This window comes from Lawsonibacter hominis (assembly GCF_014287895.1).
In the GTDB taxonomy this organism is placed as follows: Bacteria; Bacillota; Clostridia; order Oscillospirales; family Oscillospiraceae; genus Lawsonibacter_A; species Lawsonibacter_A hominis.
Map to the genome: position 1 here is coordinate 132,354 of NZ_JACOPP010000004.1, position 12,588 is coordinate 144,941.

The 12,588-nt window shown below is 63.1% G+C and carries 12 protein-coding genes; 11 read left to right on the plus strand and 1 reads right to left on the minus strand.

The features are described from left to right. Positions 1–97: 97 nt before the first annotated feature. The 11 genes from arcC to H8S57_RS04775 all read left to right on the plus strand — a co-directional run bounded on the left by arcC (position 98) and on the right by H8S57_RS04775 (position 10,793). Positions 98–1,039 carry a carbamate kinase gene (arcC, locus tag H8S57_RS04725; protein ID WP_186906926.1) on the plus strand — a complete coding sequence of 314 codons (942 nt, stop codon included), beginning with the start codon at positions 98–100 and terminating at the stop codon, positions 1,037–1,039. 184 nt (positions 1,040–1,223) lie between these two features. After that, positions 1,224–2,594: an RNA polymerase factor sigma-54 gene (gene rpoN, locus H8S57_RS04730; RefSeq protein ID WP_186906927.1), complete on the plus strand. Its 1,371-nt coding sequence runs from the start codon at positions 1,224–1,226 to the stop codon at positions 2,592–2,594. Further along, positions 2,587–3,165, plus strand: a complete 579-nt coding sequence (locus H8S57_RS04735) for a sugar O-acetyltransferase (protein WP_186906928.1) — start codon at positions 2,587–2,589, stop codon at positions 3,163–3,165. Before rpoN ends, H8S57_RS04735 begins: the two co-directional genes overlap by 8 nt. Then, complete coding sequence (locus H8S57_RS04740; RefSeq protein ID WP_186906929.1) at positions 3,140–3,790, plus strand: HAD family hydrolase; 651 nt, start codon at positions 3,140–3,142, stop codon at positions 3,788–3,790. Before H8S57_RS04735 ends, H8S57_RS04740 begins: the two co-directional genes overlap by 26 nt. A gap of 309 nt (positions 3,791–4,099) precedes the next feature. Then, the gene (locus H8S57_RS04745; RefSeq protein WP_186906930.1) at positions 4,100–4,993 is read left to right on the plus strand and encodes a phosphate ABC transporter substrate-binding protein; all 894 of its coding nucleotides are present in this window, start codon (positions 4,100–4,102) and stop codon (positions 4,991–4,993) included. 108 nt (positions 4,994–5,101) lie between these two features. After that, on the plus strand, positions 5,102–5,974 hold the full coding sequence (gene pstC / locus H8S57_RS04750; RefSeq protein ID WP_186906931.1) for a phosphate ABC transporter permease subunit PstC: 873 nt from the start codon (positions 5,102–5,104) through the stop codon (positions 5,972–5,974). Between the two features lie 7 nt (positions 5,975–5,981). Further along, on the plus strand, positions 5,982–6,848 hold the full coding sequence (gene pstA / locus H8S57_RS04755; RefSeq protein ID WP_186906932.1) for a phosphate ABC transporter permease PstA: 867 nt from the start codon (positions 5,982–5,984) through the stop codon (positions 6,846–6,848). 10 nt (positions 6,849–6,858) lie between these two features. After that, positions 6,859–7,617: a phosphate ABC transporter ATP-binding protein PstB gene (gene pstB / locus H8S57_RS04760; protein WP_186906933.1), complete on the plus strand. Its 759-nt coding sequence runs from the start codon at positions 6,859–6,861 to the stop codon at positions 7,615–7,617. Positions 7,618–7,627: 10 nt separating this feature from the next. Continuing rightward, entirely contained in the window at positions 7,628–8,272 is a 645-nt protein-coding gene (gene phoU / locus H8S57_RS04765) for a phosphate signaling complex protein PhoU (protein WP_186906934.1), read from the plus strand. 48 nt (positions 8,273–8,320) lie between these two features. Then, positions 8,321–8,989 (plus strand): response regulator transcription factor, encoded by a 669-nt coding sequence (locus H8S57_RS04770; RefSeq protein ID WP_186906935.1) that lies wholly within the window; start codon positions 8,321–8,323, stop codon positions 8,987–8,989. Between the two features lie 79 nt (positions 8,990–9,068). Beyond that, the gene (locus H8S57_RS04775; protein WP_186906936.1) at positions 9,069–10,793 is read left to right on the plus strand and encodes a sensor histidine kinase; all 1,725 of its coding nucleotides are present in this window, start codon (positions 9,069–9,071) and stop codon (positions 10,791–10,793) included. A gap of 139 nt (positions 10,794–10,932) precedes the next feature. On the opposite strand, the gene H8S57_RS04780 is transcribed toward H8S57_RS04775, so the two are convergent. Continuing rightward, entirely contained in the window at positions 10,933–12,555 is a 1,623-nt protein-coding gene (locus H8S57_RS04780; protein WP_186906937.1) for a S8 family peptidase, read from the minus strand. Positions 12,556–12,588: the final 33 nt, after the last annotated feature.

Consider the following 12,588-nt stretch of genomic DNA (forward strand, 5'->3'; position numbering starts at 1 on the left):
TTGGATACCTGTTCCCCTTTCTCTGGCCCGTCCGCATCCATTTTGTGGGCGGGCCGTCCCTTTCACCTTCAAGCGACCAAAGGAGGTTGTCTCTGTCATGGGCAAGCGCATCGTGATCGCTCTGGGCGGCAACGCCCTGGGCAACAATCTGCCGGAGCAGATGACGGCGGTACGCCAGACCGCCAAGGCCATCGTGGATCTGATCCAGGAAGGCCACGAGGTCATCCTCTCCCACGGCAATGGCCCCCAGGTGGGTATGATCCAGAAGGCCATGCAGGAGTTGACCCGCTCCGACCCTGAGAAGTACATCCCCTGCCCCCTGTCGGTCTGCGTGGCCATGAGCCAGGGCTACATCGGCTACGACCTGCAAAACGCTCTGCGGGAGGAGCTGCTGGACCGTGATATCCAAAAGGGAGTGGCCACGGTGCTCACCCAGGTGGAGGTGGACCGCTCCGACCCGGCGTTCCAGAGCCCCACCAAGCCCATCGGCGCCTTTATGACCAAGGAGGAGGCCGACCGGATGGTGGCCGAGCGGGGCTACACCGTCATGGAGGACGCCGGCCGGGGCTATCGCCGGGTGGTCGCCTCCCCCAAGCCCAAGTCCATCGTGGAGATCCAGTCCATCCGGGACATGGCGGCGGCCGGTCTGGTGGTCGTGGCCTGCGGCGGCGGCGGTATTCCCGTTTACGCCACGCAGGGGCATCATCTCAAGGGCGCGCCGGCCGTCATTGACAAGGACTTTGCCTCCTGTGTGCTGGCCCAGCAGGTGCAGGCCGACACCCTGATCATCCTCACCGCCGTGGAAAAGGTGGCGATCAACTTCGGCAAGCCCGATCAGAAATGGCTGGATACGCTCACCCCGGAAGAGGCCGAGGTCTATATGGGCCAGGGCCACTTCGCCCCCGGCTCCATGCTGCCCAAGGTCCAGGCGGCGGTGGAGTTCGCCCGTTCCGCCCCCGGCCGCTCCGCGCTCATTACCCTGCTGGAAAAGGCGAAGGACGGCGTGGCAGGCAAGACCGGCACCGTGATCCGGCAGTAATTCAAACGATGGTCCTTCCATTTGGCCGCCCGGCGAAACGGGAGAACCATCGTTCAACGCCTGCCGTAAGCCCGCCCTTTCGGGGCGGGCTCATTTTCTACACCGGCAAATGTTGAATCCGCCCCCCTTTTCGTGGTATACTCTCCTTTGAGTGAAATTGTCGAATGGAAGGGAGGGCAGCACGTTGGAGCTGAACATGTCGCAGAAGCAGACCCAGTCTCTCTCCCCGCAGATGATGCAGTCCATGGAGGTCCTCCAGATGGGCTCTCAGGAGCTGCTGGAGTACATCGAGGAGGCAGTCCAGGAGAATCCCGTGCTGGAACCGGAGGAGAACTATGACAAGCAGGATGAGTTCTCCATACTGCGTCGAAAGTTGGAGTGGCTGGAGTCCACAGACCCTCAGAATCGTTACTATCATCAGCAGGATACGGAGGAAGAAGACAGCCCCCTGCACAACTACGGCACCACGGAAGATTCCGACGAGAATCTCTATTATTACGTTCTTTCCCAGCTCCGGGTGCTGGAGCTGGATGCGCCCGTCATGGCCTGTGCGGAATTTCTGGTGGAAAATCTGAACCAGAGCGGCTGGCTGGACGAGGACCTGGCCTCCCTGGCCGCGGATCTGGGCCAGCCGGAGGCATTGCTGGAGCAGGCGCTGCGGGTGGTGCAGACCCTGGAACCCGCCGGCGTGGGCGCGCGGGACCTATCCGAGTGTCTGCGTCTCCAGCTGGAGCGGCGCGCGCCGGTAAACGCCCTGGCGGTGCAGATCGCCCAGAGCCAGCTGGAGGCGCTCTCCAAGAGCCGCTACGGCCTCATCGCCCGGGAACTGAAGGCGGGACCGGAGGAAGTCCGCGAGGCCTGCGAGCTGATCCGATCCCTGAATCCCCGCCCCGGCACCGGCTTTGCCGCCCGGGAGAATCTGACCTACATCAATCCCGACATCATCGTGGTCAGCTTTCCCGATCACTTTGAGCTTTTGACCAACGACTACTTTTTCCCCACGCTGAACATCAGCAGTTACTATACCCGTCTGATGAAGGAGAGCGACGAGAACGAGGTCAAGGAATACCTGAGCGGCAAGGTCCGGCAGGCCAAGTGGATGGTGCGTGCCATCGAGCAGCGGCGCAGCACCCTCATGTCCTGTGCCGAGTGCATCCTGGATCTTCAGGAGGCCTTTTTCCGCAAGGGTCCGGGCCATCTGGTCCCCCTGTCCCTGGCCGATGTGGCCGAGCGCATCGGCGTGCACGAGTCCACGGTGAGCCGCGCGGTAAAGGACAAGTATATCCAGTGCTCCATGGGCGTGTATCCCCTGAGCTACTTTTTCTCCCGCAGCCTGGGCCCCACTCTCCACGGCGGCGACGCCGCTTCCCCGGATGCGGCCAAGGCGCTGCTGAAAAAGCTCATCGCGGAGGAGGATAAACGCAAGCCCCTCTCAGATCAAAAGCTGTGCGAACGGATGAGCGCGCAGGGCTGCGCTCTGTCCCGCCGTACCGTGGCCAAATACCGGGATGAACTGCACATCCCCAGCACGACCGGGAGGAAGCAGTATGAGTAGCTGGGACGATATGCTTTCCGGAAAACCCTTTTCCTGCGCGGACCCGGAGATCGAGGCCGCGGCCGGCCGCTGCCGGGAGGTCCTGTTCGACTTCAACCACACCCGTGACCGGGAGGCGGCCGTAGCGCAGCTGCGCTCGCTCTTTGGGCGAACCGGCCAGTCCTTTTGGGTCGAAACGGGGTTTCACTGCGACTATGGCTGCAACATCTCCGTGGGAGAGCGCTTTTACGCCAACGCGGGCTGCGTCATCCTGGATGAGTGCCCCGTGACCTTCGGCCGGGACTGCATGCTGGGCCCCCACGTGGGCATCTATACCGCCACCCACCCCATCGAGGGCGCCCAGCGCCGACTGGGGCTGGAGTACGGCAGGCCCGTCACCATCGGGGACGATGTATGGATCGGCGGTCACGCGGTCATCAATCCCGGCGTGACCATCGGCAGCAACGTGGTGGTGGCCTCCGGAGCGGTGGTCACCCGCGACGTACCGGATCACTGCGTGGTGGCGGGCAATCCCGCCAAAATCATCAGACGATTGGATGGAGCTCATGAAATTTCAAGCGGTACTTTTTGATTTTGATTATACGCTCGGGGACGCCACCGAGGCGATCGTGACCGGCTTCCAGTATGCCTTTGCCCGGATGGGACTGGCCGAACCGGACCGGGAGTCGGTCCGGACAACGGTGGGCTATATTCTGGAAGACGGCTACACCCTTCTCACCGGAGACGGCGACCCCGGCCAACGGGCCCTGTTCCGCCGGTATTACGTGGAAAAGGCCAACCCGCTCCAAATCTCCACCACGCAGCTTTTCCCCGGCGCACGGGCGCTGCTGGAAGCCCTGCGGGAACGGGGCATCCCCGCCGGCGTGGTCAGCAGCAAAAAAGGCTCCACGCTGCGCGGAGTGCTGGAGCACCTGGACGTGGTCCGTCTGCTCTGCTCCGTTACCGGCGGCGACCAGGTCGCCCGGCCCAAGCCTGACCCGGAGGGGATCCTGGCCGCCGTGGCCGCTCTGAACCTGACGCCGGATCAGGTGCTCTATTGCGGAGACACCATTCTCGACGCACAGGCCGCCCAGCGCTCCGGAGCCCATTTCTGCGCGGTTCTCAACGGCACCACGCCCGCTTCCGCCTTCGCGCCTTATCCCTGCGATCATATTGCCCCCGACCTTATGGACCTGAAGAATTGGCTTGGCCTGTGAGGCGATCCCAGGCGCTGGAAACGCCCCGCAGGTGTGCGAGCTGCCCGCCTATGGGGGGGCAGCGAGTGCGCGCAGCAGGCCGCAGCTGCTTCAAACAAGCGGCAAAGCCGCTTGTTCGGCCGCCGGAAACGCCCATCCCGCTTTACAAAGCGGGATGGGCGTTTTTTTCGGCGCAAAACCGGCAATCCTACTACCGCGGCGCTTTACACACACTTTACAAATCCTTGCGCGACAACTTTACAATGGGCGGATATACTGATTATTGTTCCCGAGAAATCAACAAAACATGCATGATTGGAGATCGAAAAAATGAAAAAGAAGACCCTTGCTCTGCTGCTCTCCGCAGCTCTTTGCGTCGGTATGCTCGCCGGCTGCGGCGGCAGCGGCGGCGGCTCCGCCGGCACCCCCGCTCCCGAGACCAGCGCCCCTGAGACCAGTGCTCCCGAGACTCAGGCGCCCGCCGCGCTGTCCGGCACTGTGAACACCAACGGCTCCACCTCTATGGAAAAGGTGATGGGCGCCCTGATCGAATCCTTCGGCTCCGTCCAGAGCGGCGTGACCGTCAGCTACAGCGGCACCGGTTCCAGCAGCGGCATCCAGAGCATCCTGGACGGCACCTGCGACATCGGCCTTTCCAGCCGCGCGCTGAAGGACGAGGAAGTTTCCAATGGCGCTGTGGCCCATATCGTCGCCCTGGACGGCGTGGCCATCATTGTCAACCCCGCCAACACGGTGGAGGACCTGACCGTCGAAGACATCGCCAAGCTGGCCACCGGCGCGATCAGCAACTGGTCTGAACTGGGCGGCGCCGACGGCCCCGTGGCTTTCATCGGCCGTGAAGCCGGCTCCGGCACCCGCGGCGCTTTTGAAGAGATCGTGGGCGTGGCCGACCAGTGCGTCTACACCAACGAGCTCACCTCCACCGGCGATGTGATCGCCAACGTAGCCTCCAACCCCAACGCCATCGGCTATGCCTCTCTCTCCGCCGTGGACGACACCGTCAAGGCCGTGAAGGTCAACGGCGTGGAGGCCAGCGAGGCCACCGTGCAGGACGGCAGCTACGCCATCCAGCGTCCCTTCGTGATGGTCACCAAGGACGGCGCCGCCCCCTCGGACGCCACCCAGGCCTTCCTGGACTACGCCATGAGCGGCGATGTGGCCGACATCATCCGCGCCGCCGGCGCTGTGCCCCCTGTGAAGTAACCCATCCAATCCCTCTCCCCCGAACACGCCCCCGCCTTGTGCGGTCGGCGTGTTCGGGGCTGTCCACGGCTTCTGATACATTCTAAAACCCGGAAAGGCGGATCTGCCATGAAAACGAAGGGCGCGCGCAATGCGCTGGAAGTCGCGATGAACATCGTCTTCCTGATCTGCGGCCTGATCGCCGTCGCCTTTGTCCTGTTCATCAGCGTATACCTTGTCCTCACGGGCCTGCCCGCCATCCGGGAGATCGGCCTTGTCGAGTTCCTGTTCGGTCGGGAGTGGGCCTCCACCGCCGCCGAGCCCAAGTTCGGCATCCTCCCCTTCATCCTCACCTCCGTCTACGGCACGGCGGGCGCTATCCTTATCGGCGTTCCCATCGGGCTTTTCTGCGCGATCTTTCTGGCCAAGGTGGCCCCGCCCAGGCTCACCGCCGTCGTTCGCCCGGCGGTGGACCTGCTGGCGGGCATTCCCTCGGTGGTCTACGGTCTGGTCGGTATGATCGTGCTGGTCCCCGCGGTGCGGGAGTGGTTCCATCTGCCCGACGGCGCCAGTCTCTTCGCCGCCATCCTCGTGCTGGCCGTCATGATCCTCCCCTCCATCATCAGTGTGTCGGAAACCGCGCTCAAGGCGGTGCCCCCCGAGTATGAGGAGGCCAGCCTGGGCCTGGGCGCCACCTGGATCGAAACGGTGTTCCGGGTCTCCGTCCCGGCCGCCTCCAGCGGAATTGCCGCTTCGGTGGTGCTGGGCATCGGCCGCGCCATTGGAGAGGCCATGGCCATCCTCATGGTCGCCGGAAACGTGGCCAATATGCCCTCGCTGTTTAAAAGCGTCAAGTTCCTCACCACCGCCGTGGCCAGCGAGATGTCCTATTCCGCCGGACTCCAGCGCCAGGCCCTCTTCTCCATCGCGCTGGTGCTGTTTCTCTTCATTATGCTGATCAACGTCATTCTGAATACACTTCTCAAAGGGAAGAAGGGGTGATATACTGATGGAAAGGAAGCCGCTGTCCGGCAGGCGCCGCCTGTATGACCGCGCCCTGCGCCTGCTGCTCTACCTCAGCGCAGGGCTCACCTGCGCGCTGCTGGTCTTCATGATCGGCTATATCTTCTACCGCGGCCTGCCCCATATCACCTGGAACCTGCTCTCCACCCAGAGCAGCTACCTGAAGGATACCATCGGTATCCTGCCCAATATTCTCAACACGGTCTATATCGTGGTCCTCACCCTGATCTTCATCCTCCCCCTGGGCGTGGGCGCCGCCATCTACCTGACGGAATACGCCAAAAACCGCCGTCTGGTCTCGGCCATCGAATTTGCCACTGAGACGCTTACCGGCATCCCCTCCATTATTTACGGCCTGGTAGGCATGCTTTTCTTCTGTCAGTTCCTGGGGCTTCAATCCTCTCTGCTGGCCGGCGCGCTCACCTTGGTCATTATGACGCTGCCCACCATCGTGCGCACCACCCAGGAGAGCCTGAAGACCGTCCCCCAGTCCTACCGGGAAGGCGCGCTGGGCCTTGGCGCCGGCAAGTGGCATATGATCCGCACCATCGTGCTCCCCTCCTCGGTGGACGGCATCGTCACCGGCTGCATCCTGGCGGTGGGCCGTATCGTGGGGGAATCCGCCGCTCTTCTGTTTACCGCCGGTATGGGCATGTCCCTGAACCATTTCTTCGCCTCCTGGGGCAACTTCCTCCACAGCTCCGGCGCTACCCTGACGGTGGCACTGTATGTGTACGCCAAGGAGCGCGCGGAATTTGACGTGGCTTTCGCCATCGCCGCCATTTTGATGCTGCTCACCCTGGTCATCAATCTGACCGCCAAACTGGTGGGCAAGAAGCTAAAGAAAAAGTAAGGAGGCCGCCATGGACGATACCATTCTCTCCGCCCAGGGGCTCAATCTCTATTACGGTCCTACCCACGCCTTGAAGGACGTATCCATCGATATCCCGGAAAAAAAGGTCACCTCCCTCATCGGTCCTTCCGGCTGCGGCAAATCCACCTTTCTGAAAACGCTGGACCGGATGAACGACCTGGTGCCCGGCGTGCGCATCACCGGCAGCGTCAAGTACCGCGGCCGGGAGGTCTATGACTCCAGCCTGGATGTGACCTGGCTGCGCAAGCAGATCGGCATGGTCTTCCAAAAGCCCAATCCTTTTCCCATGAGCATCTACGACAATATCGCCTACGGCCCCCGCACCCACGGCGTCAAGAACAAAAGCAAGCTGGACGATATCGTGGAAAACTCGCTCCGCGGCGCCGCCATCTGGGACGAGGTGAAGGACCGTCTGAAAAAGTCCGCACTGGGCCTCTCCGGCGGCCAGCAGCAGCGCATCTGCATTGCCCGCGCGCTGGCCGTGGAACCCGATATCCTGCTGATGGACGAGGCCACCAGCGCTCTGGACCCCATCTCCACCTCCAAAATCGAGGACCTGATCGCGGACCTGAAACAGGACTATACCATCGTCATCGTCACCCACAATATGCAGCAGGCCACCCGTATCTCCGATCAATGCGCGTTTTTCCTGCTGGGTGAGCTGATCGAGTTCGGCGAGACCACCCAACTGTTCTCCATGCCCAAAGACAAGCGCACGGAGGATTATATTACCGGGCGGTTCGGATAAGGAGGCAACCATGAGAAAGACCTTTGACGCGGAGCTCCAGGAGCTCAACTACGAAATGATCAACATGTCCGCCGCCGCCGAGGACGCCATCGACGTGGTGACGGAGTCGCTCTCTTCCAGCGACGACGCCGCCGCCAAGGCGGCGATCGAGATGACCAGGAGTATGGATCAGATGGAGCGGGACATCGAAAACCGCTGTCTGCGGCTGCTTTTGCAGCAGCAGCCGGTGGCCCGGGATCTGCGCACGATCTCGGCGGCCCTGAAAATGGTCACCGACCTGCAGCGCATCGGCGACCAGTGCGCCAACATCGCGGAGATCTCCCTGCTGCTTCAGCAGCAGAAGCAGGACCGTACCCTTCTGGATATCCGCACCATGAGCCAGAAGGCCTCCGTCATGGTCAAGCGCTCCATTTTTGCCTACGTCAACCGGGACGATGAAGCCGCCCGCGCGGTCATCGCCCTGGACGATGAGATCGACGAGTTCTTCCGCACCATCAAGGGAGAGCTGGTGGAGCTGATCGTGGAAAACCGCGAGGCGGCCGACCAGGCCATTGATCTCATTATCATCGCCAAGTATCTGGAGCGCATTGCGGACCACGCGGTAAACATTGCCCAGTGGGCCATTTTCTGCGTCACCGGCGCGCTGGTCGGATAACGCAGGGGCGCCGCCCCTGCACAAGCAAACAAAACGGAAGGTGATCACATGCCCAAAGCCATCGTGGTGGTGGAGGATGACGAGAGCATCCGCGAGATGCTGCGCTACTATTTCCAGTCGGTGGGCTATGCCGTGCGCTCCTATGAGTCGGGGGAGGCCCTCTTCCAGGAGGAAGAGGGCGAAAGCCTGCCCGCCCTGTACATCCTGGATATCATGCTTCCCGGCATGGACGGCCTGGAGATCCTGCGCCGCCTGCGCTCAGGCCGGGACACCGGCGACATCCCGGTCATCATGCTCACCGCCCGCACCGCTGAGATGGACCGTGTCTCCGGCCTCGAGGCGGGCGCGGACGACTATGTGGTCAAGCCCTTCGGCATCATGGAGCTTCAGGCACGGGTCAAAGCGGTGCTTCGCCGCACCCAGCGGAAGGGCGATCAAATCCTGACCTGCGGCGACCTGGAGATCGATCCCGCCGCCCGCGAGGTGCGCAAGAGCGGCGTTTTGGTGGAACTGACCTTTAAGGAATTCGAGCTTCTGCGCCTGCTGTGCACCCGCCAGGGCGTGGCCCTCACCCGGGACGAGATCCTTCAGGCCGTCTGGGACTACGATTACACCGGCGAGACCCGCACCGTGGATATGCACGTCAAAGCCCTGCGCCAAAAGCTGGGGGAGGACGTGATCACCACCGTCCGGGGCGTGGGCTATAAAATGAGCTGAGAACGCCCTTTCCCATCCCCTCACAGGGCCGGCCCGCCCGGCCCGCCGTCCCCCACTCCTATTTCCGGAGGTCCTGCCAATGAAAAAACGTATCATCGGGGCTACGCTGCTTACCGTGGTGTGCGCCCTGCTCATCTCCAATCTCGTGGGGGTGCTCATGTTCCGCAGCCGGGAGGTGGAGGCCGCCCGGGAAAATCTCCGGGAACTGCTGATCCTCATGGACGCCCAAAGCGCCATCACCGACCCGGAGGGTGTGGTCGCCCAGTTCCTGCAGGCCGCCCCGGAAAAACGCCTGACCATCATCGACACGGACGGTACGGTACTGGCCGATACGGAGGCCGACCCGGCGCTGTTGGACGACCACGGTACGCGGCCCGAGGTGGAACGGGCCTCCTCCAGCGGCTGGGGGGAGGCTACCCGCCGCTCGGACACGCTGGGCACCGACATGTTCTATGTGGCCAAGCGTTTTGCCGACGGTATGGTGGGCCGTGCCTCCATGCCCCTGTCCTCCATCAACAGCCTGGCCCTGAGCAGCGTATGGGGCTTTCTGCTGGCCTCCGCGGCGGGCGTGCTGCTGACCCTGATCCTGTCCCGGCGCACGGCCAACAAGGTCCTGGAGCCCCTCAACGCCGTGGGCGGCGCCCTGCAGGGCGTTCTGGACGGCACCCAGACCCCGGTTCTGGAGGAATTCCAGGCCGACGACGAGCTGCGGCCCATCCTGCGCTATATCGACAAGCTCATGGAGCGGCTGGGCGGTTACATTCAGTCCATCACCGCCGAGCGGGACAAGGTGGGGCTCATCCTGGACTGCATGGGCGAGGGTCTGATCCTGCTGGACGAGGGCGGCAGGGTGTTGGCCATCAACCGCGCGGCCCGTTCCCTGTTCGGCATTCCGGAGGGGGAAGAGGACGGCGCTCTGCTGCTCACCCGTTCCCGCCGCCTGCGGGAGGCCATTGCCGAATCCAAGCAGCGGCACAGCGGCGTGGTGCTGGATGTGGACGCCCTTACCGAACAGGCCCGCAGCCTGCGCATGTTCATCTCCCCCGTCTCCGGCCGCCAGTATGAGGGCCAGCGGGTGGGCACGTCCATCCTGATCTCCGACGTGACCGAGCTGAAAAAAGCGGAAGGCATCCGCAGCGAGTTTACCGCCAACGTCTCTCATGAGCTCAAAACTCCGTTGACCTCCATCAAAGGCTTTACAGACATGCTCTCCACCGGTATGGTGGCCTCTCCGGAGGATCAAAAGCGTTTTATCACCATGATCGGTGTGGAGGTCGACCGGCTGATCGATCTGATCAACGACATTCTCAAGCTCTCCGAGCTGGAGTCGGTCGCCATTGCCCAATGCGAGGAGCATTCCGACGTTCTGAGCGTAGCCCGGGAGACCGCCGCGCTTCTCGCCCCCGCCGCGCAAAAGGCGGGCGTAACGCTGAACGTATCCGGCAGCGCCGCCTCTGTGGCCGTGCCGCAGGGCCGTTTGAAGGAGCTGCTGCTCAACCTGATGGAAAACGGCCTCAAGTACAACGAGCCCGGCGGCCGGGTAGAGGTGAACGCCGCCGCCCGGGACGGCCAGGCTGTGATCTGCGTGTCCGATACCGGCATCGGCATTCCCGACGAGGCCAAAAATCGCGTCTTTGAGCGCTTTTACCGGGTCGATAAGGGCCGCGCCCGCAAAAACGGCGGTACCGGCCTGGGGCTGGCCATCGTCAAGCATATCGTCCAGCTCTATGGTGGCCGGGTCACGCTCTCCAGCACCGTCGGCAAGGGCTCTGTGTTCACCATTACCCTACCGCTTGCAGAATAGACCACACGTTACCGCAGACAGAACGGGACCCCGCGCCGCACCCCCGAAGGGATGCGGTGCGGGGTCCCGCTTGTCAAAACAGGATCGTCATCGCCCGCCTGGCAGCGTCCACCCGCTTTTTCGACAGTTTCGCGGGGGGTCAGGACTCCAGCGTACGGGTCCCGTTCAGTAAAGCGTATTCGGCTTCTCTCAGCGGCGCGCCGGTCTCATCCACCCAGAACAGGCTGCCCAGCACGGCCCCGTCCCGGATCTCCACCTCCACGTCCGCAATGCGGTCTGTCCCCTGCGGCAGCTGTTCTACCGCCAGCAGCCGCCCATCGGAAGCATACTGTGCGAAATAGCGGGTGGAGACATCGCTCCATGCCGCATAATAGGTCTTGTCCCCCACACAGCCGGCCGGGAGCTCCCCAACAGGCGTACCGGAAGCGTCCTCCGTCTCGTACCAGCCCAAAAAGCGGTACCCCGGCCGGACCGGCTCCGGCAGGGGGATATCCTCCGGCCCCAGGGCATACGCCCGGGGAACCTGCGCGCCCGGCGCAAACGCCGCATCCTCCGCGCCCAGGCGATAGGTGACGGAATAGCTTCGGTCCAGCGCCCCGGCGAAGGCTGCGATGTCCGCCAGTCCAAAACCATAGTACAGGTCGTAGCCCGCCTCGCCCAGATCGACAGCGCTGCCGCAGAGCAGCGCTGTAAACGTCTCCGGGGCGATCGCCCGGCTGCGCTGCTTGGCCATGGCGGCCATGGCCGTGACCACCGGCGCGGCAAAGGAAGTGCCCTGTTTGGTCGCCGTACCCCCATCCAGATAGAGAGACTGTACGCCCGTACCCGGCGCGGCCACCGTGACCCTGTCGTTAAAGTAGGAATAGCTGGAATCAAAGCTCACCGTTTCCCCGTCCTGCTTGCAGGCGGACACGCTCACTACGCCGTCGTAGGAGGCGGGGTACATGTAACAGGCGCTGCTCTTTGTCTCGCCGGACTTATAATTTCCCGCGGCGGCGATGACGAGAATTCCGGCATCCACCGCATCCTGACAGGCCTTTTTCAGGCTTTCGTTTCCGTACTTCCCCCCGATGCTGAGGTTGATCACATCCACGCCCTGTTTGACGGCGTAATCGATGGCCTGGATCAGCAGGGCGGTATCCGAACCCCCGTTTTTCGTCACACAAATAGGCAGGATCGTCACATCCGGGGCTACCCCGTCCACCCCCAGGGCGTTGTTCACCTGGGCCGCGATAACGCCTGCCACAAAGGTGCCGTGCCAGACGTCCACCCCGTCGTCGGTGCCCGCAAGATCGTAGTAATCCAGGATATGCTCCTGCTTGAAATCCGGATGTTCCCGGTACACTCCGGAGTCGATCACCGCCACCGTGACTCCCGTACCGCGCATATCGTACGCGCCCTGCCCGTCGGTATGCTCCCAGGCGGTCTGGGCATGGACCGTGAGCAGGTTCCACTGAGCGGGCATATAGCTCCCGCTCTCCAGCAGCTCCAGGCGGTAATTGGGCTCGTAGTACTCCGCCATGCCCAGCTGGTCCATTGCCTGGGCCGTCTCCAGATCCTCCACCCGATACAGTCCGTCGCTTACTTCTTCACAGGTGCCTGCGCTCAGAAGCACAGGGCCGTTCCATTCCCTCGGATCGCTCAGGCGCACCAGGTATCCGTCGAACTCCGTCTCCGGCTGCTCCGCCGCCCGTCCGGGGGACAGCAGCAGGACGGACGCTACCGTCAGGAGCGCAAGCGCCCGATAGCCCAGCCGTCTCATCCGCCATGTGCCTCCTTTCCATTTTGCGTCCGG

What these genes read in the sequence shown, in the direction of transcription:
- arcC (WP_186906926.1), top strand. Translation starts at nt 98, where the DNA reads ATGGGCAAGCGCATCGTGATCGCTCTGGGCGGCAACGCCCTGGGCAAC.
- pstA (WP_186906932.1), top strand. Translation starts at nt 5,982, where the DNA reads ATGGAAAGGAAGCCGCTGTCCGGCAGGCGCCGCCTGTATGACCGCGCC.
- H8S57_RS04775 (WP_186906936.1), top strand. Translation starts at nt 9,069, where the DNA reads ATGAAAAAACGTATCATCGGGGCTACGCTGCTTACCGTGGTGTGCGCC.
- H8S57_RS04780 (WP_186906937.1), bottom strand. Translation starts at nt 12,555, where the DNA reads ATGAGACGGCTGGGCTATCGGGCGCTTGCGCTCCTGACGGTAGCGTCC.
- pstC (WP_186906931.1), top strand. Translation starts at nt 5,102, where the DNA reads ATGAAAACGAAGGGCGCGCGCAATGCGCTGGAAGTCGCGATGAACATC.
- H8S57_RS04735 (WP_186906928.1), top strand. Translation starts at nt 2,587, where the DNA reads ATGAGTAGCTGGGACGATATGCTTTCCGGAAAACCCTTTTCCTGCGCG.
- H8S57_RS04770 (WP_186906935.1), top strand. Translation starts at nt 8,321, where the DNA reads ATGCCCAAAGCCATCGTGGTGGTGGAGGATGACGAGAGCATCCGCGAG.
- phoU (WP_186906934.1), top strand. Translation starts at nt 7,628, where the DNA reads ATGAGAAAGACCTTTGACGCGGAGCTCCAGGAGCTCAACTACGAAATG.
- pstB (WP_186906933.1), top strand. Translation starts at nt 6,859, where the DNA reads ATGGACGATACCATTCTCTCCGCCCAGGGGCTCAATCTCTATTACGGT.
- H8S57_RS04745 (WP_186906930.1), top strand. Translation starts at nt 4,100, where the DNA reads ATGAAAAAGAAGACCCTTGCTCTGCTGCTCTCCGCAGCTCTTTGCGTC.
- H8S57_RS04740 (WP_186906929.1), top strand. Translation starts at nt 3,140, where the DNA reads ATGAAATTTCAAGCGGTACTTTTTGATTTTGATTATACGCTCGGGGAC.